Raw genomic sequence first — 21,731 nt, 5'->3', positions numbered from 1 at the left:
CTGCTGCTCCCTTTCCCGCGAAGAATATGCCAACGGCGCCATGGCCTGTCACAGATCCTGGAGTTCTCCAACATTTGCCAGCTTCTTCAGGCCATGCGTGCGCACGTACCCCTGCCAGTCCGCCACCTCGCTCCAGCCGCTGATGAACACGAAGTCCAGGCCAGCTGCAGCGGCAGCGCGGTGGTCGTAGGTGCTGTCCCCCAGGAACAGCGCCTGCGGCCGGATATTGCCGCTGTCCAGTTCCCGCGCCAGGATCGCATCCTTGGTGTCGGGACTGCCGAAGATGCCGCCATCAAACAACCCGTCCAGCCCGCGCGCGGCAAAGATGTCATGCAGCTCGGCCTGATCCCCGCCCGAGACAATCAGCCAGCGCTGATCCGGGAAGGCGGCGCGCAGCTCCTGCAGCCCCGGCGCGGCTGCGCAGGTCATCAGCCCGGCCCGCACAGCACCGGCATAAGACGCCAGCAGCTCTTCCAGCCCGGGGCCGTTCCGGCCAGGCACAATCCCGTCCAGAAAATGCTGGAACTTCAGGTAGCGGGAGATGCCGCCATTGGCCACGTGATGCGCCACCAGCGCCTCTGCCGCCTCTGCGCCGTAGGGCAGCGCCGCCTGGCGGAAGGCTTCGGTCTTCACCCGGTTGGAATCCAGGATCACCCCGTCGCAGTCGAAGACCAATGTCCGGTAGCCCGCCGGCATCACAGGTTCCACAGCCTGCGCAGGGCCGCTTCGACCGGTGCCACATCCTCAGGCACATCCACTGCCATGGTGCCGGGCGAAGTTTCATACATTACAATCTTGCGCCCCAGTTCCTGGAACCGCAGGATTTCAATGTCCTCGCTTCTTTCCAGCGCGCCCTTACGGCCGAACCCTTGGAACGCCTGCAGCTCCTCGCGGGTAAAGCCGTAGATGCAGACCTGCTTCTTGTAGCGTTCCGGTGCACATCCCGGATCCTTGAAGCCCGGCAGCGCCAGCCGCGACATATACACCATGACATCGTCCTCGGTGGTAATGACCTTGGGGATGTTAACGCTGTGCGGATCCTCTTCATCGCTGACCCAGGCAAAGCCGTTGACGATCAGGCTGGGATCTGCGGCCTTCAGGTCGACGCAGCGCTTGATATCCGCAGGATTTACCAGCGGTTCGTCGCCCTGCACATTAACATAGATGTCATAGTCGATCATCTGCGCGGCCTCGGCCAGCCGGTCGGTGCCCGTCAGCGCGTCTTTGCCCGTCATCAGCGCCTTAAAGCCTGCGGCCTCCACCACCTCGCTTATGCGGTCATCTTCGGTGGCCACATAAACATGTTCCCGGCCTACCGCACGGGCGCTGAGCTCAGCCACCCAGAGAACCATCGGCTTACCAAGAAGCGGCACCAGCGGCTTGCCGGGATAGCGGGTCGAAGCATAGCGGGCGGGGATAATCACACAGGCCGTCATGGGATCACATTCCATAAACTGATATTTGCTTGAGATGCTTGTAGCGGCTCGGCGTGATCGAAACCACCTGCGGGCTGCCCGCGGTGTTCTCCAGAAGCCGCAAAACCTCCTCAACCTCGCGGTTGCGCGCGTCGCCCGGCGCATACCCGTCAAAGCCGGCCAGCAGCACCCGGCTGGCGTTTCCGGCGGCGGCAACTGCCAGCGCATAGGCCAGCACCAGCAGGCTTGGGGATGCGCAGTGGCTGTCGCCGAACTCAAACCGGCCCTCGGCGAGGCTGACGCCAAAGTCCAGAAGCTCCTTGCCGCTGAGCGGGCCGCTCAGATCCGCAGGCAGCATTGAGGCCGGGGTGATCAGCGGCTGGCGCAGCGCCAGATGCGCCTCGCTATCGGCCATCAGCCGCACCGGATGGCAGGCCGCGCGCAGATCGATCAGGTCTTCGGAGATACCGCTTTGGGTATTCAGCGCGATCACCACCGGCTGCGCCCGGCGCACATAGGCCTCAAGCGCCGTGCGGTGCTGCTCTGCGCCGGACCCCGCGCCAAGGATCAGCACCTCGCGGCCCTCCAGCATCGAGCGCGGCTGCCAGGTCCCTTGCGGCGCGCCTTGGTAAAAATTGCGGGCGCCATCAAGGGTGCCGGCACTGAAGCTCTTGCCGCCTTCCTGGCGCAAGTGTTCAATGACGGCCAGGACATCTTCTTCGCTGTAGCGGGAGTCGAGCAGCATATTCTGAATATAGGTCGGATGGATTCCGTATTTCCCGGACAGATAGTAATACGGGTTGGTCCCCCAGCCATACTGTTCTTTCATCGGCTGGAAATGCCGCTGCAGCAGGCTCATCAGCGGAACCAAGTTGGCCGGACGGCCGCGCCGTTCCGCCGCCTCGATCACCAGCTCTTCGGTACGGGCGTTGCCGGGGCCACGGCCCATGCCGGTCACAGTGGCATCCAGCCAAGTGGCGCCTTCGGCTTGCGCCCGCAGCGTATTCTGCAATGCCAGCCCCATGTTGTCATGGGTGTGTATGCCGATAGGACCGTCCCATTCCTCGCGCAGCCAGCCGATAATACGGGCCGTATCCGCAGGCGTCATGCTGCCCATGCTATCGGCAAAATAGAGCACTTCCACCGGCCAGGCGCGCGCCTCACGGGCCAGTTCCACCACCTCTTCACGGCTCCGGTCGGCAATCTGCATCAGGTTGAACCCGACCCGGTACCCCCGCTCGACCAGCCAGGTCACTGCCGGCAGCACCTGCTTGACCTCGCGGAAGTGGCAAGCGATGCGCACCAGGTCAACCGGCGTGGCGGCGGCCGGCTCCGGGAACAACCGTTCCAGGGAAGCCTCAAGCCCAAGGTCCGTCAGCAGGTCGGCCCCATTCACCATGACCGCAACTTGCAACTCTTCCGGAATGTTCAAACTGCGCAGGAAATCATCGCTGGTATAGGCGCAAGATCCTTTGAAACCGTTGTTTTTCAAGAACCTGAAGCCGATCTCGACAATATCGACCCGGGCGGCTCTCATGGCCTCCAAATACGTTTCGATCAGTTCTTGCGGAAAATCCCAGGCATTGTAATATCCGCCATCCCGCAACGTGCAATCCAGCAATAGTGTCTCTGACATATCAACCCAATCCCATTATTCTGCCTGGCGATAAAACTCCCCCGAACGGAAGGAGAAAATATGCAATACTCGCAAGAAATGATCGCATCCTGCAGTTGCGGGCATACAGAGCTTCGCTTAGGCCCGCAAGCGTGAACCGCCCGTTCGGTGGCTGGCCGCCGATCCTGTAACAAGCCTGGAAATGCCCCGTGGGCCGGAACGCCGGAATAAAGGATTGCCCGCTTGACACTGAATCCTCCCTTGGGTCCCTGCGCCCCTTTCAACCAAGCTTTGGCCGGGCTGCAGGACAGTACCGCCAGCGGCCGTATCAGCGCCGGAACACTCCTGAGCGACGGGTTCACGCTGCGCGCAGATCCGGCCCTGCAGGCCGGCGGGCACTGGCGGTCACCGGCGGGGCGGCTGCTGGAGCTTGATCTCCAAATCGCGGGCCAGGGAGAATGGATCGGCTTGCATCTGACGCTGGGACAGTTGGGCCTGCTGCCCTTCCGCTATGCCGGAGTGGCCTGCCGGAGCGCGGCCGGCAGTGCCGAGGTGCTGCGCCCCTGCCTGCGCGCCGGCCTGCCCGGCGGCGGGTTTTCCGACTGTTTCTTCCCGCGCCACCTGCTGGCCCGGGAAGAGCCGTCCGACCATATGGACACGCTGCACCTGCCCAGCTGCCCGCATCTGCCGTTAGACGCCGAATGGTTTGAACTGGTGCTGTTCCTGCCCACCCGCAGCTGCCGCCTGGAGCTGCAGGATCTGCGGCTGTTCTTCCTGTGAACCTGACCGTGGCCATCCCCGCGCATAATGATTGCGCCAGCCTGCTGCGCATGCTGCGCATGCTGCGGGCGCTCGGCTGCGCCGATCAGATTGTGGTGGTGGATGACGGGTCGCAGGTGCCGCTTCAGGAAACCGTTCTGCTGGATGCAGCCGGCCTGGAAACCGGGCAGCTGCGGCTGCTGCGCCACGAAACGGCAAAAGGCGCCGGCGCCGCCCGCAATCTGGCGCTTGCACATGTCCGGACCTCCCACGTCCTGTTCCTGGATGCCGACGACCGCCCTGCCCGTGCCCTGCCCTGGCTGCTGCAGGACCTCGCGGGGCAGGAGTTCGATTTCTGCCTCTTCCAGCATCACGACACCCGCAGAGACGCGCAGGGCGCGTTCGGCCAGATGCCTTACGATCAGGCGCTCTGGGACTTCGCCGGTCTCAGCCTGGGAGCCTGCACCAAAGTATCGCCATTTGCCGCCGCCAGCCTGGTGCAAACTTCGAACTACCCTTGGAACAAAATCTACCGGACCGGTTTTCTGCACGAACACAGCATTGGCTGTTCCGAGATTCCGGTCCACAACGACATTGAGCTGCACTGGCGCAGCTTCCTGAATGGCAGCCGGATCCTGGCCAGCACCCATGTTGCCGTGGTGCATAACGTCGCCCCGGACGGCCAGCGGCTGACCAACCGGACCGGGTCTGAAAGGCTGGACGTGTTCATCCCTCTCACCCGGATTGCCGCTGAAATTCAGGCAAAAGGCCTGGATCTCTATCTGCAGCCTTTCTGGTCGTTCTTTACCGGGCTGATGCACTGGGTGAAGAGTAATCTGGACCCCCTACTGCACCCGCAGCTGGCCCAGCGGATCAGCGCCTTCCTCGCCGCCCACGCACCGGCTGAGCTGCCAGGCCTGCCGGATGCGCGCGCCGCACAGCGCGGCCAGGCCTGAGCCCGCCATGGTTCTGCGCCCGCCGCTCCCCTCCCCCGGCAGCAGCAGCCCGCGCCAGATCTGGCTGCACATCGGCCTGCCGAAATGCGGCTCGACCACAATCCAGCACCATATGGCCGAAACCTATGAGCAGCATCTGCGGCTTGGCCTGTGCTATCCGCAACGCCACCGCTCCCCCGCTGGTTACCGCAACCACATCCCGCTGGCCCGGATGGCCGCAGAGGTCTTGCCCGCCGCCCTGACAGAGATCGAGGCCGAAGCGGAGCGCCACAGCTGCCGCCGCATCCTGCTGTCCTGCGAGCATTGGACCAATGCTTTTCGCACCAGCAACCTGGCCGCGCTGGTTCAGGCGCTGCAACAGCGGATGCCGGGCTGGCAGATCCGCCTGGTTGCCTATTTCCGCAACCCCTATGGCTTTGCGGAATCAAGCTATGCGCAGTTTCTGCGCGCCGGGCTGTTCGGGATCGCTAAACCGGCCTTCTTTGCCGCAGGCCCTCCCGGCATTGACCGCTACCTCCGTTGTTTCGAAGAAAGCTACGGCTTTCCCCTGCCCTCTCTTCTCAGCTTTACGCAGATGCTGCTGGCGCAATTTCCCCGCGACAGTCTGGTCCTGCGCTCGAACGCGCCTGCGGATCTGGATGCGCCAGACATGCTGAGCGATTTCTGCAACCTGCTCGGCCTGCCGCCCCCCGAAACGGCAGCGCGGCGCAACAGCCGCATTCAGCCGCGCAAACTGGCCGAAATCGAATATGTGCAGACCCAGGTCAGCCAGCCGGTCTATATGCAGCTGCGCCCGAAACTGCTGAAGCGGGATTTCACCCGCGGCGCCCCGCCAGGCCCCGCCCGCGGCAGCAGCCTGCATCTGAGCGCGGCCATGGCAGAAGACATCACCCGGCGGCTGGAGGCCGAACGCAGCGAATTGGCAGCATTGTTTGCCACCCGCACCGATACGCTCTGCGCGGCGCGCAGCCAGGACTGGGGCCGGGCGGAGCTGCTGGACGAGGCCGCCCGGGTCCGGCTGCGCAAATTCATCCGCCGCCAGACCGCCTGAGCCGCCGCTTACAACGGCGCGGTAAAGAACGCCGGCGCGGCCTCGCCCTTGTCCAGGCAGGCGGCAAAGCCGCGGGCGGCGTCCAGCGCCTCGCGGATGGTCACATCCATGTCCAGGTAGCGGTAGGTGGCCAGACGGCCCACAAAAGTAACACCCGCCGTCGCTTCCGCCAGCTTCACATAGGCGGCCAGCAGTTCCTTCTCCTTCACCTGGCGCACCGGGTAATAGGGAATGTCGCCGGGCTCCGCCAGCCGCGAGAATTCGCGGTAGAGAACCGATCCTTCGTGGTCTTCCCAGGGGGCGAAATGCTTGTGCTCGGTGATGCGGGTATAGGGCACATCCTCCTCGCCGTAGTTCATCACCGCGCAGCCCTGGTAGTCGCCCTGATGGGTGAAGCGTTCGAAATCCAAGGTGCGGTAGCCCAGACGGCCCAGCTCATAGCCGAAATAGCCATCGAGCGGCCCGGAATAGAACACGTGGTCATGGGCGGCGCCCATCTGCGGGGTGAATTCGGTCTCCAGCTGAACGGTGATGTTGTCATGATCGAGGATCTTCTCAATCATCGGCGTATAGCCGTTCTCCGGCATCCCCTGGAACCGGTGGAAGAAGTAGTTGTCATCATAGTTGAAGCGCACCGGCAGCCGCTTCAGGATCGAGGCGGGCAGCTCGGAAGGGTGCATGCCCCATTGCTTGATGGTGTAGCCCTTGAAAAACGCCTCATAGAGATCCTTGCCGACAAAGCGCATCGCCTGCTCTTCGAAGGTCTGCGGATCCGCGATCGAGGTATCGGCCTGTTCCTGCGTGATGAAATCATGCGCTTCTTCGGGCCGCATGGTCTTGCGGAAGAACTGGTTGATGGTGTGCAGGTTGACCGGCAGCGAGAACACTTCCTGTTCGCCCGTGAGCCCGCGGGTGGTGGATTTCACCCGGTTTTTATAGGGCTTGAAACGCTCGAAACTGTTCACATAGTCCCAGACCTCGGCGTCATCGGTGTGAAAGATATGCGGCCCGTAGACATGCACCATGACACCGGTATCCGCATCGCGCTCGGTGTGGCAGTTGCCGCCGGCATGGGGGCGGCTGTCGATCACGGTGATGCTATGGCCTGCCTCGGCCAGATGGCGGCCGATCACCGCCCCCGACAGCCCCGCGCCCACCATCAGAAATTTACCTGCCGCCATTAATCCTGTCCTCTCATATTCCCGGGATGCCTCAAGCCGGCAGCCCTGTCATTTCACGTTCCGCCGCATCCGGCCGGCTGCGTCCGCGCAGCTTCGGGTGCAGCCCCAGCGCCTCGCGCGCGACGATATCGGTCGGCCGCAGATCGGCCCCGCTGATCAGCTTGCTGATCCCGCGCGGGCAATGCGGATACAGCTGGCTGCGCCACTCGGCCCGGCGCGGCGGTATCCCCGGAATGTCCCGGATGCGCGCCCAGACCGGCTCCTGAATGCGGGTGTAATCCGCGTGGTGATCCGGGAACGGGCGGCGGAACGGCTCTTTCAGAAGGCCGTGTTCATCGGCCAGCACATCGCTCATATCCACCAGTGCAACCCGGCCTGCCAGCAAGCGGTTGATCTCACGGAACATCTGCGCCTGAAACCGGGCCGGGACCGCGGGCAGGCCGAAGCCTTTGCGGTAATAGCGGACCGGCAGCGGCACCGGCGGACCGGCATAGATGCAATAGACCCTGCTGAACCCCGCCGTCCGCAGATCCGCTGCCATCTTCAGCAGCCCCTCCGCTGCCTCGGCGCAAAACCCGGCCGGATCCAGAAAATCGCCCAGCCGCATCCGGTGCGCCGCATTGAACTGCACATCCACATTGCCGTATTGCAAAAAGATGATGTCATCGCTGCTGGCGCCTTTCAGGCAGGCCAGCACGTAATTGCGGTTCTCCGCCTTCAGGAAACCGCGGGCCGACCAGCCGCTGGCCCAATGGGAGCGGTATTGGCTGCTGGTTCCGAAGATGTAATCAAACAATTCGCAGGACGAGGATCCAAATGCATAAAGCCGGGCCTCAGCCGCGCCCTGCGGCCGGCAGGCCCGCACCCTGCCCGCACGGAACGACAGCAAGGCCGGGCTCAAACGGGCGCGGAGATATTTTCTGAACCGGGCTGCAATCATACCAATCATCGTTGTGTCCAAGGCTGCCGGGCCATGGCCCCATCTCTGCACTTTGCGCCCACTGCTAACGGACTGCCCGCCCCTGTGGCAACCCGGCTGCCTGCCGGTCCGCCCGGCAGACCGGCAGTTTTCCGCAGGCCCGCCTTATGCCTCCACTGCCGGGGCTTTCTCCCGCGGCAAGGCCGCTGCGGGCTCGAACCGCTTCAGATTGGCCGCCCGGTAGTTTTCCGCTCTGATTTTCTTGCCGACCCCGCCGCGCACACCGCTTTTATAAAGCACCGTGCGCCAATCCGCGCGGCGCGGCGGCAGACCGGGAATATCCCGGATCCCCTCCCAGACCAGTTCCTGGATCCTGACGTAATCGGCATGGTGATTCGGCTTGGCCCGGTGGTATTCCCGCTTCAGCACCCCGTGCTCATCCCCCAGAACCGGTGTCAGATCACGCCGGTCGCAGAAACCGCTGATCAACTGGTTGATCCGGTTCAAAAGCTGCGCCTGATAGCGCGGCGGCAGCCCGTGCAGCTTGAACCGTTTACGGAAATACCGCTCCGGCACCCGGCAGGGAGCGCCGACGGCCACTGTATAGATATTGCTGAAGCCCGCCGCGCGCAGATCCTGCACCAGCATCCCGACCCCTTCGGCTGCCTCCCGGCAAAAGCTTTCGGGATCAAGGAAATCCCCGCGGTCCATGCGGTAGCCCGAACTGAAAGCTGCATCCACCACACCGTAGTGCAGGAAAATGATGTCCTGCGGCCGGGCCCGCTGCAGGCATTGCAGCACATAGCCCCGGTTCGCGTCCTTCCGCAGCCCCCGGGCTGACCAGCCGCCGGCCCAATAGCTGCGGTAGCGCCGGCTGGCGCCGAAGATGTAATCAAAAACCTCTGACGAGGAGGACCCGAAGACATAAAGCCGCGGTGCCGGCCCGTCAGCCGCAGGCCCAGTGTTTTCAGGCCCGGTGTTTTCAGCCCTGGTATCCTTCGGCCCGGTTTGCCGCCGCCATCTCTGTGCCAGGGCGCGCAGGCCGGCCCTTAAAAATTGCAATGCCATGGTCAAATCACCTGAGATGCCGCTGTCAAATTACCGGGGCCGCCAAACCGTCTGATGCAACCTGCGGCTTCTCTGCACAGTTTTCCCGCTTAGCGCAACCCGCTGCGCAGCCTGTCCGGGACGGCGATTGTCTCCGGCGCGAAAATCCCCTACACCACAGCCTTGAAACCCGCACCAAACACAGGATCCGGCACTCATATGCCTGCCCCAGAACGTCCCCGCCGCAAGACTCTGATTTTCCACATCGGCGATCACAAAACCGGCTCCACCTCGGTTCAGCTGGCCTTTGCCAAGGGCCAGGTGGCGCTGGACGGGCACAGTGTCTTTTATCCGGCCCGGCTGGCCAGCAACACCCTCGGCGCGCAGTGCCGGGCCTACGGCAATGCGGAGACCCCGGAGGCCCGGCAGAAAGCCGGCAGGCCCCTCCAGAAGCTGGCCGCGCAGATCCAGGCGTCAAAAGCCGATTTCGCCCTTGTCTCGGCCGAAGCGCTGGAAACCGTCCCGGCGGCACTGTTTCACGAGATTGCCGGCACCTTCTTTGCCGGCGCTGCCGATGAGATCCGTATCATCGGCTATGTGCGCCCCCATGCCGCCCGCATCCTGTCCAGCTTTGCCGAACGCATCAAGGTCGGCACCCCGCGCGCCCTGCGCTCGGATCTGGACAGCTTTGCCGCCCGGCGCAAGGAGGTCGGGGAATTCATCTACCTGCCGCGGTTTGCCGCCTGGCGGGAGCATTTCGCTGACCGCTTCACCCTGCGCCCGATGATCCGCAGCCAGCTCTATCAGGGCGATGTGGTCAGCGATTTCATTCATCACGCCTTTGGCGGCCTTGGCTTTACCATCAGCGGCGAAAGCCAGGCCAATGAATCGCTGTGCCTGGAGGACCTGATGCGTCTGAAAGTGCTGCAGAAGGCACTGCTGCACCAGTCCAAGGACCTCAGGCTTAAGGTCGGCTGGGAGTTTTCCCGCTTGGCAGGGCATCTGCCGCCGGCGCCGGCGCGCACCAGGCTGCAGCTGCACCGGGCCTTGGCGAAGACTCTCCGCGACAGCTACCTGGAGGATGCCCGCAATATGGACCGCATGTTTTTCAGCGGCGAACCGCTGATGGAAAACGAGCTGCACACGGCGGTGAAGAAAGCCATCGCCAAACCGCAGTCCACTGCCCCGGCCGATCACCTGTCTCCGTCCGAATTGCACGGGCTGACCCTCATGGCCGGGATGACCAGCGGGCTGCTGGACGCCGGAGAGGTCAATTGGCCCGCCTTCCTGCACGGCAAGCGGGTCCGCGATGCCGAAGCGGCCCTGCAGCCTGCCTCCGCTGCCGAATAGGCGAACCAGAGCACCTCAGTTATCGGGTCCGGTATGAAAGTCATTATCTATTTCGGCCACCACAAGGTCGGCTCCACTGCGCTGCAGGCCTATCTGGCCCGCAACACCCTGGAGCTGCTGCGGCATGGCATCCTCTATCCGGCGGTGGAAAGCGAGGGCATGTCGCATCTTCTGGCCCAGGCGCTTGGCCGCCAGGACACGCCGGACCTTGGCTGCATGAACCTGCGCGAGCCGCATAATGCGCTTGGCTTCCGGATGCTGGCCAGCAAGCAGGGCGGCGGCACTCCGGCCTGGCACGGCGCCCTGCCCGGCCTGCCCGCGATGCTCAGCACAATCCGCAACCAGGTCAGCGTGCTGCAGCCGCACACCGTCATCCTGTGCTCCGAGGTTTTTTCCAACTTCGGCGCCGGGCATGAGGATCTGATCGCCAAATTGCGCGATCTGTTTCCCGATGCCGAGCAAGAGCTTTACTGCGCGCTGCGCCAGCCCGATGAATACATGGCCTCCTGGTTCGGCCAGCGGCTGCGGTTCGGCCACCAGCTGAAACCCCTGGACGGCGGCGCCGCACTGGCAAGCACCAAAACCATCCATTTCAACTACCGCAAGATGGTGGAGCCCTGGACCCGCATCTTCAGCAATGCCCGGCTGCATATCCGCAATTACGACGACATCCTGACGGCCGGCGGCTCGGTGCAGGATTTCACCGCTCAAGCAGGCTGTGCCTTCCCGGAGGATCTGCCGCACAAGGGCCCGGCCAACCACGGTTTGCCGCGCGCCGCCTATGAGATCATCCGCCGGGGCAATCACCGCCTGCCGCCAGAGGAGGCAAAAGCGCTGCGGGAGGTCTTCCTGAAGCTGCCCGCCGGCGAGCTGCCGGTGCGCAACCGCGAGGTGGAACTGTTCGGCAGCAGCCTGCGCAGCCAGCTTGCCGAGGCCTTTGCCCCGGTGCACAGCTATCTCAGCAGCCTCACCGGCCAGGCGGCCTTTTTCCCGGCCATCGAAGAGATGCTCGAAACCCGCCCGGTGCCCGGACCCCAGGCGACCCTCCGCCTGCTGGAAAGCCTGGACCCCGCCCAGCTGCCCTCGCCGGCGCTGCAAAGCTTTGTCACAGATCTGCAGCAAGACTTGTGCCAGTAACCGTTTATACGCCCGCACCCCGGTTTCCGGGCCTCAAGGAATGACCCGCATGATCACCCTGCAGAATTTCATCACCCCCGAACCAGAAATCTGCACCGAACAGGCGCTTTACTGCCATGTGCAGGGGCCGGCCGGTTTTTCCCAAAGCACCGGGCATTACACCCTGTCCCGCGGCGCCTGTGTCAGGTTTGATACCTATTTCAACCTGTTCAGCCTGGGCAAATGGAACCGCGGCTGCGCGTTCGACACGCTGTTTGCCGAGCTGACCGGCAGCGGCAAAGCCGAAATCAAGATCACCCTGGCCCAGCCCAACCGGTCCTGGGAAGTGGTTTATTGCGACATCGCCGAGCTGGCGGAAGGCGCCCCCTATCAGATTGACCTGTCGGAATATGCAGGCCCCGGCATTGAAGGCGTGCTTTACGCCGAGGTGCTGGCGCTGGGGGACGAGGTCACCCTGACCGGCGGCCGCTTTGCCACCGCCGCCGTGCCGGACAGCCTGCCGCAGCTTGCGGTCTCCATCACCACCTTCCAGCGCGAGCAGGAGGTGCAGACAACCGTGGCCCGGCTTGAACATTTCCTGGAAGAATTCGAGCACAGCGCCAATATCCACGTGCAGGTGGTCGACAACGGCCAGAGCGCCGGCATCGCTGCCAGCGACAAAGTCACCCCCTACCCGAACCGCAACCTCGGCGGTGCAGGCGGCTTTGCCCGCGGGCTTCTGGAGGCCGGTAAACGCGGCTGCAGCCATTGCCTGTTCATGGATGACGATGCCTCCTTCCACATGGAGAACATCGCCCGCGCCTATATGTTCCTGGCGCTGGCGCGGGACCCCAAGGCCGCGCTGGCAGGCGCGATGATCAACAACACCCACAAATGGTGCATGTGGGAAAACGGCGCCTGGTTCGACGGCTCCTGCCGCCCGCTCTACAACGGGCTCGACCTGCGCAGCCCGGGCCAGGTCATCGATATGGAATTCAGCTCTGCCCGCTCTGCCCCCGAAACCCTTTACGGCGGCTGGTGGTTCTTCGCCTTCCCCATCGCCCAGGCCGCCCGCCACCCGTTCCCGTTCTTTGTGCGCGGCGATGACATCAGTTTTTCGCTGGCCAATGATTTCAACATCTTCACCCTGAACGGGGTGGTCTCCTTCCAGGATGATTTCACCGAAAAGGAAAGCGCCCAGACGCTGTATCTGGATCTGCGCAACCACCTGATCCACCACCTGGTGTTCGAACAGCTGGAGCGCAGCCCGCTTGGCACCGCCAAAATCGCCCTCCGCTTCATGCTGCGCTCGCTGCTGCGCTGCAAATACGACAGCGCCGAGGCACAGCTGCTGGCCTGGCAGGATGTGATGCAGGGGCCGCAGTTCTTTGACGAGAACATCGACATGAGTGCGCGCCGCGCCGACATCAAGGCGCTGATCAAAGACGAAGCCTGGCAGCCGGCAGAGACCCTCAGCACCGATGAGCGGCGCCGCTTCAGCCGCCTGCCGCGCCGCCTGCGGCATTATCTTGGCCTGTTCACCCTGAATGGCCATCTGGTGCCGTTCTGGAAGACGATCGGCGACCGGATGGTGCTGAACATCGGCGAGCGCGGCCTGGTGTTCCCGGCCTTCGGCGGCGCCCGGCTCACCTATCTCAACACCGATGGCAGCAAGGGCTATACCGTCACCCACTCAAAGCGGCGCTTCTTCAGCCTGGCCTGGCGCATGGCCAAGACCCTGGCCGCCTTCCGCCGCGACCACAGCCGCCTGAAAGCGGTCTACCGCAGCGGCTATGCCGAGATGGCCAGCAAACCCTATTGGGAGAAAACCCTGGCCCCGGCAGCAGATCCGGTCCCGGCAGAGGCCTGAACGCTGACGCCTGAGCGCATGAAGCGGTGCTGGATCAGTCCAGCATCGCCTCATGCGCGGCAATCGCCGCGTCCAGATCGTCGTAATAGCGGATCCGCCCGGCCTCCAGCACCAGCCCGGCATTGCAGAACTGGCGGATCTGCGCCATCGAATGATTGACCATGATGGCGCTGGAATGCTTCATCCGGTCGGCAAAGACCGCCCGGCTCTTGCGTTTGAACGACCGGTCGCCCACGGCCGTTACCTCGTCGACCAGATAGGTGTCGAAGCGGATCCCCATCGAGGCGCCGAAGGTCAGCCGCGAGCGCATGCCCGAGGAATAGCTGCGCATCGGCATGTGGTAGAATTTGCCCAGCTCGGCGAACTCGCCGACAAAATTGACCAGATCGCGGGTGTCCACCCCGTAGATGCGGGCGATGAAGCGGACATTCTCGGCGCCGGTCAGATCACGGTGGAACGAGCCGCCCAGCCCCACCGGCCAGGAGATGCTGCCATCGGACACCACCCGGCCGTGATCGGGCCGCATGGTGCCGGCAATGATCTGCAACAGCGTCGACTTGCCCGCCCCGTTGCGGCCCAGCAGCGCCAGGGATTTCCCCGGCGGCAGCGTCAGGTTCAGATTGTCGATCACCACCTTGCGCTCGCCCTTGAGCCGGAAGCTCTTGGTCAGGTTTTCGAAGCGGATCATAGGCGGCCTCTCAGCTGCGGTCGCGGATCGAATAATAGATCAGCACCCCGATCGACCAGCCCAGCAGCAAAAACAGCCCGGCAAGCGCCGACAGCACATAGCGGCGCGGGTATTCCGGCTCCTCGGCCAGGGTCGGGGTGATATAGGTCGCAAGGTAACGGCTCTGACGGGCGGCATCGTCGCGCGCCACCTCCAGCGCGGTCAGCGCCGCGCGGTAGGTCTCCTCGGCAAACTCCCGGTCCACCGTGAGGCGCTCGAATTCCGAGATCAGCGAGGGATAATCCTCGCCCACCGCCCCGGTGTCTGTATTGCTGGAGGCAAAGGCCTGGCGTTCGATATTGATCCGTTCGCGGATCACCTCAATCTGCTGCTGCCCCTGTTTAAGGCGCACATCGCCCGGGCTGACGGTGCCGGCCAGCAGATCGTACTGGATCAGCGCCTCCGCCAGCTGCTGCTGCAGGTTGTTCATCACCCCCATGCGGCCCTGGATATCGGCCGCGGGGTCGACGATACGGGTGCGGGTGCGGAACCGGGTCAGCTCTTCGCGCGCCAGCTTCAGCCGCTCAACCGCCTCCATCAGATCGGCCTCGGCATAGCGCATCGCATCGGCGCGCGCCTGTTCGTTCAGCGCATTGATGCGGATCTGGCTTTCGTCGACGATGGCGCGGCTGACCGCCCGGGCCATGTCCCGGTCAAAGGCGGTGACCCGCACTTCAGTCAGCCCCGAGCCGCTGTCATAGGAAATGCGCACCACCCGGTGCCAGAACCAGACCAGCTCCTCCAGCGTTGCATCGGGCCAGATTGAAAAGGCCCAGTCGGTTGGCCAGTACTGGCTGTAATGGGCGCGCAGGTCCACCCGGGCATTGACCGCTTCGGCCATTTCCTGGCTCTGGATGAATTCATACAGGATATCGCTGTCCGAGGCCGTGGTATTGCCGGCAAAACTGGCCAGCCCGCCCAGCAGCTCATTCGCACCGGAGCTTTCCTGGCTGCGCACGGTGAAACCGGCGGTGGAGGCATATTGATCCTCGGCCACCGCAAACAGATAAAACACAGCCGCCGCCAGCGGCAGCAGCACCAATGCCGCAAAGCTGGCGATCACGCCGCGGTGGCGGGTCTTGACATGGGCAGGCCGCGCCACCGGGTAAGCCGGGGTTTCAGCAATCTGCGCCTCCAGGCTGTCGGCTTTCTGCGCCAGCAGCGCCTGGGCCCTTTCGGCGTCCTGGACCTTGCGGCGCAGCCGCTTGAGCTTGCCGCCTTTGCCGCGGCTTTTACGGCTGGGTGCTGCGGACAGCTGTTCTGCAGGCCCGGCCTCCGCAGCAGGCCCGGCCTGCTCCGTGCCGGCGGGCACCGCTGCGGCCGGGGTGTCCCTGTCTGCGGCTTTCCGGCCAGTACGGAACTGGGCGGCAGCCTTTTGCCGCGCCGCCGGGTGATCCTGTGTCATAATCTGCTTACCCCGGCCTGCAGCCGTTTGTAATTGCCTCGTCTTTCTTTCATATTATCGCCTGCACAGCGCATATTCACAATGGGTATTCATGACCAGAACCACGCCTGCGGCGGCCCCTGCCCAATCTCCGGCCCTGCCCCCCGCCCAGTCTCCTGCCCAGTACCCGGCCCAGCTGCCCCTCCCCGGGCGCGCCCGGCGCTTTGCCACCTTGCGCACAGTGGCTGCCCTGGTGCTGCGGGAGATGTCGACCCGCTACGGGCGCACCCCCGGCGGCTATCTCTGGGCTATTCTCGAACCGATGGCGGCCATTCTGTTCCTGGCGATCGGCTTTTCTCTGGTGATCCGCACCCCGTCGCTGGGCACCAGCTTCCTGCTGTTCTACGCCACCGGTTTTCTGCCCTTCAATCTCTACCAAAGCATTTCAGCCACCACCGGCCGGGCGATTGCCTATTCCAAGCCGCTGCTGAAATTTCCGGCTGTCACCTGGCTGGACGCGGTGCTGGCCCGGTTCCTGCTGAACAGCCTGACTGGCATCCTGATCACCTTCCTGCTGATCGGCGGCGTCTATGCGGTGACCGACAGCCGCGCGGTGCTGGATCTGCCGCCCGCAGTGCTGGCCATGGTGCTCTCGCTGCTGCTGGGACTGGGAGTCGGCACCCTGAACTGCGTGCTGATGGGGCTCTACCCGCTGTGGGACGTGGCCTGGTCGGTGATCACCCGGCCGCTGTTCCTGGCCTCAGGCGTGCTGTTTCTTTATGAGGATCTGCCGCCGCTGGCGCAGGACATCCTGTGGTTCAACCCCTTGATGCATATCACCGGTCTGATGCGCAGCGGGTTTTATCCCAGCTATACCGCCGCTTACGTCAGCGTGACCTATGTGCTGGCCACCAGCCTGATCCTGTTTGCGCTCGGGCTGGTCCTGATGGGCCGTTTTCACCGCGACATCCTGAACCGCTGAGACCTGCGGCGGGAGACAGGCGGCCAGGGCGCAGATCAGTCTTCGCCCGCCAGCTCCAGCACCCGGGCATGGGAGCGGCCGGTCCTGCCCCGCACCCCGTCCCAGGCCGCGTGGCGCAGCAGCCGCAGATAGGCGGCCCGCTGGCCTGCGCCATAGCGGCGCGCGGTCAGCCGCCATTTCAGCAGCACCACCAAAAGCAGCGGCCAGAACAGCAGGCCGGCTGCCTTGCGGTACATCATCAGCCCGTTGCGGTAAGCGTAGTAGACTTTCCACAACGGGCGGAACACCCGGTGCCGGTCATTCTGAAACGTCGAGCAGTCATGCTCAAACCGCAGCTCCGGGTCGAACAGGATCGTCTCGCCGCGCCGCCGCAGCCCCAGCGTGTAAATCACATCGTCGCCGTACAGAAACAGCCCCGGATCCGGATAGCCCGCCGCTTCCACCATCCGCCGCGGCAGGAACAGCCCGACAAAGGAGGTGAGATCAATGGGCATCGGGGCCGGTGCCTCATAGGCCGTATAGGGAATGTGATAGCCGTTGCGCGCTTTCAGCAGCGTGCGCAGAAAGACCGAGGGGTTCCAGAACGGGTTCACCGAGGGCCGGTTCATCTCGCAGATCTGCCCGCCGGGGAAATAAACCGCCGCCGCCAGCGCCGTGTCCAGCGGCCGGGGCCGGGCATGAAAGGCGGCAAGGGCGCCGGGTGCAGGACAGGCATCATCATCCATCACCACCAGCCAATCCGCCGCGTGCTGCTCCATCGCCCGGCGCATGCCCATCTCAAAGCCGCCGGCGCCGCCGCGGTTTTCAGTGCTGGTGCAGATATCCAGCCGCGGGTCGCCTTGCGCCGCCAGCCACTCGGCGGTGCCGTCGGTCGAGGCATTGTCGGCCACCACCAGCGCCGCCAGCTCATGCGCGGGGCTCTCCAGCAGCCGCGCCACCGTCGCCTTGAGCTTGTCCAGCCGGTTGTGAGTCACCACCACCGCCACCAGCCGCCCGGCGCCTGCCGGAACGGTTTCCAGGGCCTGTGCCGCTGCCGGTTTCCCGGTGCCGATTACTTCTGCCGTGCTCACCCGGGGCTCCTTGCCTGTCTGATGGAATCTGATGCCGCTTATGCGGCCCCGAAAGCTCATAAATCCCTGGCACTGTCAAATCCTTTACCGCCTGCCCCCGGCTTTCCGCCGCCGTTCCCTCGGGCAAAGCGTTTGACAGAACGGCAGGAAGCCGCCACCTAAGAGCCATGCAAACAGCTCTCATCACCGGTTCGGCCGGCTTCATCGGATATCACCTGGCAGCGCGGCTGCTGGCGGCAGGCTGGCGGGTCATCGGGCTGGATTGCCTGTCGACCTATTACGACGTGACGCTGAAACAGCGCCGCCATGCGATGCTGGCGCAGCCCCCGGGCTTCACGCCCGTCATCGGCAGGCTGGAAGACCCCGGCCGGCTGATGGGCCTGTTTGAGGAGCACAAACCGGATGCGGTGATCCACCTGGCCGCCCAGGCCGGGGTGCGCCATTCCATTGACGCGCCGCGCGACTACTTGGAGGCCAATCTGATCGGCAGCTTTGAGCTTTTGGAAGCCGCCCGCGCCCATCCGCCCAAGCACTTGCTGATGGCCTCCACCTCCTCGGCTTACGGCGCCAACACTGAAATGCCGTTTGAAGAACGCCAGCAGACCGACCACCAGATGTCCTTTTATGCCGCCACCAAAAAGGCCAATGAGTCGATGGCGCATTCCTATGCCCATCTCTACGCCCTGCCCGTCACCATGTTCCGGTTTTTCACCGTCTACGGCCCCTGGGGCCGGCCCGACATGGCGCTGTTCAAATTCACCAAGGCGATGCTGGCAGGCCTGCCGATCGACGTCTACAACCACGGCCGCATGAGCCGCGACTTCACCTATATCGACGATCTGGTCACCGGCATCACCGGGCTGATCGCGGCGGTGCCGGGTGCCGAACCGGTGTCGCAGCAGGACAGTCTCAGCCCGGTGGCGCCGTTCCGGGTGGTCAATATCGGCGCCAGCAAGCCGACGCCGCTGATGAACTATATCGCGGCGCTTGAGACGGCGCTTGGCATTGAAGCGCAGAAAAACATGCTGGAGATGCAGGCCGGAGACGTGCCCGCCACCTGGGCCGATACCAGCCTGCTGAGCACGCTGACCGGCTATCAGCCCCAAGTCGGCGTTGCCGAGGGCGTCGCCCGTTTTGCTGCCTGGTACCGGGACTATTACCGCATCTGACCCCCCGCCTTTTGCACCTGCATTGCAGAATGCCTGTGCCGCGCCCCGGGACAACCGGCGGATTTGGGTATTTAGGACCAGAAAGAAGCCAGCTGCTGTCCTCTCCCCCACTGTTTCTTTCTGGTCCCCAATACCCGCGCCGCAGGCCTCCGCCTTTCTAGGGAAAGGCGGATTTCACCGCCCGCAATTAGGTCAGCATGATTGACCAAATGTTTCGCGCGCGAAACATTTGGTCCGTATCGGACCCACTCTTTTCATCTTCAGCAACGGCAGCACAAAAACCGGCTTGCGCCCTGTCCGGCGCTGTATATTCCTCTAAACTCATAACAATGGCTGCAGCCAAGCGGCCGGACGGGGATTGGGAAAAGGGCATTCCATGCGTATTGCAATGATTGGCACCGGCTATGTCGGCTTGGTGTCCGGCGTTTGTTTTTCGGATTTCGGCCATGATGTGATCTGCGTCGACAAGGACGCGGGCAAGATCGCCCGGCTGCAGGGCGGCGAAGTGCCGATCTACGAGCCGGGGCTGGACCAGCTGATGGAGAAGAACGTGGCCGCCGGGCGGCTCAGCTTCACCTCCGATCTGGCGGCGGCGGTGGCGGGCGCCGAGGCGGTGTTCATCGCCGTCGGCACCCCGACCCGGCGCGGCGACGGCCATGCCGATCTCACCTATGTGATGGCCGCCGCCGAAGAGATCGCCGCAGCACTCACCGGCTATGCAGTGGTGGTGACCAAATCCACCGTGCCGGTGGGCACCAACCGGCAGGTGAAACAGGTAATTGCCAAGGCCAATCCGCAGGCGGAGTTCGACGTCGCCTCCAATCCTGAATTCCTGCGCGAAGGCGCGGCGATCGAGGATTTCATGAAACCCGACCGGGTGGTGGTCGGGGTGCAGAACGACCGCGCAGCCGAGGTGATGGCAGAAATCTACCGGCCGCTTTACCTGCGCGACTACCCGGTCCTGTCCACCGATCTGGAATCGGCAGAGATGATCAAATACGCCGCCAATGCATTCCTGGCCGCCAAGATCACTTTCATCAACGAAGTGGCGGGCCTGTGCGAGCGGGTCGGCGCGGACGTCAAGGAAGTCTCCCGCGGTATCGGCTTTGACGGCCGCATCGGCAACAAATTCCTGCATGCGGGCCCCGGCTATGGCGGCTCGTGTTTTCCCAAGGACACTGCCGCCCTGGCGCGGATCGGCCAGGACCATGGCTTTCCGATGCGGATCACCGAGACGGTGATGCGGGTCAATGACGAGGTGAAGGCGCGGATGGTCGAAAAGCTGCGCGACATCTGCGGCGGGTCCTTCAACGGCAAGACCGTGGCGGTGCTGGGCGTCACCTTCAAACCCAACACCGATGACATGCGCGATGCGCCCAGTCTGACCATCGTGCCGGCCCTGGTCGGCGGCGGCGCACGGGTGCGGGTGGTGGACCCGCAGGGCCGCGCCGAGGGCGAAGCATTGCTGCCCGGCGTCAAATGGGAAGAGGACCCCTATAAGGCGGCGCAAAACGCCGATCTGGTGGTGCTGCTGACCGAATGGAACGAGTTCCGCGCCCTGGATCTGAAGAAGCTGGCGCGCAAAATGGAGGTGCCGCGGATGGCAGATCTGCGCAATATCTACTCATCCAAATCCGCCAAACGGGCCGGTTTTGAGAGTTATGTGGCGGTGGGGCGCGGCCAGCTGAACGGCGCTCCGGGATAGATCCGGTTCGGACCAAATGTTTCGCGCGCGAAACATTTGGTCAACCGTACTGACCTAATTCAGCCGCGCGTTTTCTCAAGTTTCAGGGCATGACCAGAGCCTGAAAAGGGCTTTTCCTTTGAAAAGCCCTTGGCCTCCGGCGGGGGGTGAGAAAGCTTCCTGGAAACCGTCCGGGGGACGGTTTCGCTTTCAAACGGGCGGAGCCCTGGGAAAGATGAAAGCCTGCAGACTCTGATCAGAGTTTTTTCAGCCAGGCCTGCAGTGCCTCGGCCAGGGCAGCGTTGACGCCGGACCCGCTGATCTCAATCTTCTGTTCGCTAGGAGTATAGCCCAGGGTCACCCCTTTGGGCGCGGGCAGGGAAATCCGCTCGCCGGGCTGGGCGGCGTCCCAATCATAAGCCCCGCGCACCCGCGGGCGGCTGACCAGCGGCGGCACCGGCGCGGATGGGGCGGGCGGGGTTTCATAGGCCGGGGCAGGGGAGGTATCAGTGTCTAACAAGGGCGTTTGCGCCGGCGCATCCCCTTCCGCAAGACGCATCAGCACGTCCAGCTCTGCCTCGGGGCTGGAGCGGTCCGCGGCCTGCAGCGCCTGGGTGGCGCGGGCGGCAAAGCCTTCGTCCGCCTCGATCGCGCGCACCAGCGCCAGGCCCAGCTTTTCGCTGATGGCGGTGGGGTAGAACAGCACCGCATCGAGTGCTTCGACCAGGGTGACAAAGCTGCCGATCTTGGAGCGTTTGGTGCGGGTGGCATTGCCGAACAGCGCCTGCAGCGCGTATTTGCGGCGGGTGAAGACACCCTCCTTGCAGGCGCGCACGGCGATGCGGGCGCGCTCATAATGGGATAGGTTCACCCGGATCTCGTTTTCTTCGACCATCGCCACATAAGAGGCTTCGGCGCTGCCGGGCTTGATCACCAGCGCCTTGATCGTGGCAAACTTAGGGTCTGATGTTTCTTCATAGAGTCTGCGCAGGGCCGTCAGGCGGCGCCAGCCGGAGATCAGACCGTGGGTGCGGCCGCCAAATGTATCCTCCAGCGGCACCACTTCCGCCGGGGTCTGCTGGCCGCGGGCCCGCAGCGATGCCATCAACGCCTGCAGCTCTTCCTCGTCCTGCTCAATCCGGTCGCGCACCAGGTGGTTCTCATCAATCGCCGCCAGCGGCAGCTCTTCGATCATCAGCCCCTTGGCACGCGCCGTTTCCAGAACCCCGGACAGCTCCTGCAGCGCCGCCTGGGCCGAGGCATCCGAGGCGACCTGGGCAATCGGCGCCGCCCCCACACTGGACGCGGTGCCAAGCGCCGGTTTGCCCGCAGGCGCCGCCGTCAGGTAACCGGTCTGCGCCGGGGAAAGCCGTTTGCGTTTTGCCATGTTCTGTCCTGACCTGTCTTCTTGTCTCCGGGCTGCTATCCTGCCGGAA

At 64.0% G+C, this 21,731-nt stretch carries 19 protein-coding genes; 9 read left to right on the top strand and 10 right to left on the bottom strand.

Going from position 1 to position 21,731, the window contains the following annotated elements; all coding sequences use genetic code 11:
* Positions 1–48: 48 nt before the first annotated feature.
* Genes L1069_RS06715 through L1069_RS06705 form a run of 3 tightly spaced genes read right to left on the bottom strand, consistent with a single transcriptional unit; the run spans position 49 to position 3,051 of the window.
* On the bottom strand, positions 49–696 hold the full coding sequence (locus L1069_RS06715; RefSeq protein WP_129373269.1) for an HAD family hydrolase: 648 nt from the start codon (positions 694–696) through the stop codon (positions 49–51).
* Positions 696–1,436 (bottom strand): 3-deoxy-manno-octulosonate cytidylyltransferase, encoded by a 741-nt coding sequence (locus L1069_RS06710; RefSeq protein WP_129373268.1) that lies wholly within the window; start codon positions 1,434–1,436, stop codon positions 696–698. Before L1069_RS06710 ends, L1069_RS06715 begins: the two co-directional genes overlap by 1 nt.
* A gap of 4 nt (positions 1,437–1,440) precedes the next feature.
* Positions 1,441–3,051, bottom strand: a complete 1,611-nt coding sequence (locus tag L1069_RS06705) for an aldolase catalytic domain-containing protein (RefSeq protein WP_129373267.1) — start codon at positions 3,049–3,051, stop codon at positions 1,441–1,443.
* Positions 3,052–3,273: 222 nt separating this feature from the next.
* Here L1069_RS06705 and L1069_RS06700 point away from each other — a divergent pair, with 222 nt between their 5' ends.
* The 3 genes from L1069_RS06700 to L1069_RS06690 are packed head-to-tail and all read left to right on the top strand — an operon-like array spanning position 3,274 to position 5,796.
* Entirely contained in the window at positions 3,274–3,810 is a 537-nt protein-coding gene (locus tag L1069_RS06700) for a hypothetical protein (protein ID WP_129373266.1), read from the top strand.
* The gene (locus L1069_RS06695) at positions 3,807–4,745 is read left to right on the top strand and encodes a glycosyltransferase (protein WP_237455141.1); all 939 of its coding nucleotides are present in this window, start codon (positions 3,807–3,809) and stop codon (positions 4,743–4,745) included. The genes L1069_RS06700 and L1069_RS06695 overlap by 4 nt, the downstream gene beginning before the upstream one ends.
* Before the next feature lie 7 nt (positions 4,746–4,752).
* Positions 4,753–5,796 carry a hypothetical protein gene (locus L1069_RS06690; protein WP_237455140.1) on the top strand — a complete coding sequence of 348 codons (1,044 nt, stop codon included), beginning with the start codon at positions 4,753–4,755 and terminating at the stop codon, positions 5,794–5,796.
* An 8-nt stretch (positions 5,797–5,804) separates the two neighbouring features.
* Here the strand turns inward: L1069_RS06690 and glf are convergent, their stop codons facing one another.
* From glf to L1069_RS06675, 3 genes are all read right to left on the bottom strand, one after another.
* A complete protein-coding gene (glf, locus tag L1069_RS06685) occupies positions 5,805–6,977 on the bottom strand; it encodes a UDP-galactopyranose mutase (protein WP_237455139.1) in 1,173 nt (390 codons plus the stop codon).
* Between the two features lie 31 nt (positions 6,978–7,008).
* Positions 7,009–7,926: a hypothetical protein gene (locus tag L1069_RS06680; protein WP_237455138.1), complete on the bottom strand. Its 918-nt coding sequence runs from the start codon at positions 7,924–7,926 to the stop codon at positions 7,009–7,011.
* Between the two features lie 135 nt (positions 7,927–8,061).
* The gene (locus tag L1069_RS06675) at positions 8,062–8,964 is read right to left on the bottom strand and encodes a hypothetical protein (RefSeq protein WP_129373262.1); all 903 of its coding nucleotides are present in this window, start codon (positions 8,962–8,964) and stop codon (positions 8,062–8,064) included.
* Positions 8,965–9,162: 198 nt separating this feature from the next.
* Between L1069_RS06675 and L1069_RS06670 the strand changes: the two genes are divergently transcribed.
* Genes L1069_RS06670 through L1069_RS06660 form a run of 3 tightly spaced genes read left to right on the top strand, consistent with a single transcriptional unit; the run spans position 9,163 to position 13,279 of the window.
* Positions 9,163–10,293, top strand: coding sequence for a hypothetical protein (locus tag L1069_RS06670; protein WP_237455137.1), 1,131 nt, complete (start codon positions 9,163–9,165; stop codon positions 10,291–10,293).
* Between the two features lie 33 nt (positions 10,294–10,326).
* A complete protein-coding gene (locus L1069_RS06665) occupies positions 10,327–11,430 on the top strand; it encodes a hypothetical protein (protein ID WP_237455136.1) in 1,104 nt (367 codons plus the stop codon).
* A 49-nt stretch (positions 11,431–11,479) separates the two neighbouring features.
* The gene (locus L1069_RS06660; RefSeq protein ID WP_237455135.1) at positions 11,480–13,279 is read left to right on the top strand and encodes a hypothetical protein; all 1,800 of its coding nucleotides are present in this window, start codon (positions 11,480–11,482) and stop codon (positions 13,277–13,279) included.
* 34 nt (positions 13,280–13,313) lie between these two features.
* Here L1069_RS06660 and L1069_RS06655 read toward each other — a convergent pair whose 3' ends face one another.
* Together L1069_RS06655 and L1069_RS06650 are read right to left on the bottom strand one after the other, a co-directional pair.
* Positions 13,314–13,967 carry an ABC transporter ATP-binding protein gene (locus L1069_RS06655; protein WP_129373258.1) on the bottom strand — a complete coding sequence of 218 codons (654 nt, stop codon included), beginning with the start codon at positions 13,965–13,967 and terminating at the stop codon, positions 13,314–13,316.
* 10 nt (positions 13,968–13,977) lie between these two features.
* The gene (locus L1069_RS06650) at positions 13,978–15,411 is read right to left on the bottom strand and encodes a sugar transporter (protein ID WP_237455134.1); all 1,434 of its coding nucleotides are present in this window, start codon (positions 15,409–15,411) and stop codon (positions 13,978–13,980) included.
* A 91-nt stretch (positions 15,412–15,502) separates the two neighbouring features.
* Here L1069_RS06650 and L1069_RS06645 point away from each other — a divergent pair, with 91 nt between their 5' ends.
* Positions 15,503–16,372, top strand: a complete 870-nt coding sequence (locus L1069_RS06645) for an ABC transporter permease (RefSeq protein WP_237455133.1) — start codon at positions 15,503–15,505, stop codon at positions 16,370–16,372.
* 35 nt (positions 16,373–16,407) lie between these two features.
* Here the strand turns inward: L1069_RS06645 and L1069_RS06640 are convergent, their stop codons facing one another.
* Positions 16,408–17,442 (bottom strand): glycosyltransferase, encoded by a 1,035-nt coding sequence (locus L1069_RS06640; protein WP_237455132.1) that lies wholly within the window; start codon positions 17,440–17,442, stop codon positions 16,408–16,410.
* Between the two features lie 167 nt (positions 17,443–17,609).
* On the opposite strand from L1069_RS06640, the gene L1069_RS06635 reads away from it, so the two are divergent.
* Positions 17,610–18,611: an NAD-dependent epimerase/dehydratase family protein gene (locus L1069_RS06635; protein WP_237455131.1), complete on the top strand. Its 1,002-nt coding sequence runs from the start codon at positions 17,610–17,612 to the stop codon at positions 18,609–18,611.
* 376 nt (positions 18,612–18,987) lie between these two features.
* The gene (locus L1069_RS06630; RefSeq protein ID WP_237455130.1) at positions 18,988–20,316 is read left to right on the top strand and encodes a UDP-glucose/GDP-mannose dehydrogenase family protein; all 1,329 of its coding nucleotides are present in this window, start codon (positions 18,988–18,990) and stop codon (positions 20,314–20,316) included.
* A 235-nt stretch (positions 20,317–20,551) separates the two neighbouring features.
* Here L1069_RS06630 and L1069_RS06625 read toward each other — a convergent pair whose 3' ends face one another.
* Positions 20,552–21,682 carry a ParB N-terminal domain-containing protein gene (locus L1069_RS06625; RefSeq protein WP_237455129.1) on the bottom strand — a complete coding sequence of 377 codons (1,131 nt, stop codon included), beginning with the start codon at positions 21,680–21,682 and terminating at the stop codon, positions 20,552–20,554.
* Between the last annotated feature and the right edge of the window lie 49 nt (positions 21,683–21,731).

Origin of the sequence: Leisingera sp. MMG026 (genome assembly GCF_021654205.1) — a bacterium.
Taxonomy (GTDB): Bacteria; Pseudomonadota; Alphaproteobacteria; order Rhodobacterales; family Rhodobacteraceae; genus Leisingera.
This window is presented reverse-complemented; position numbering and strand designations above follow the sequence as displayed.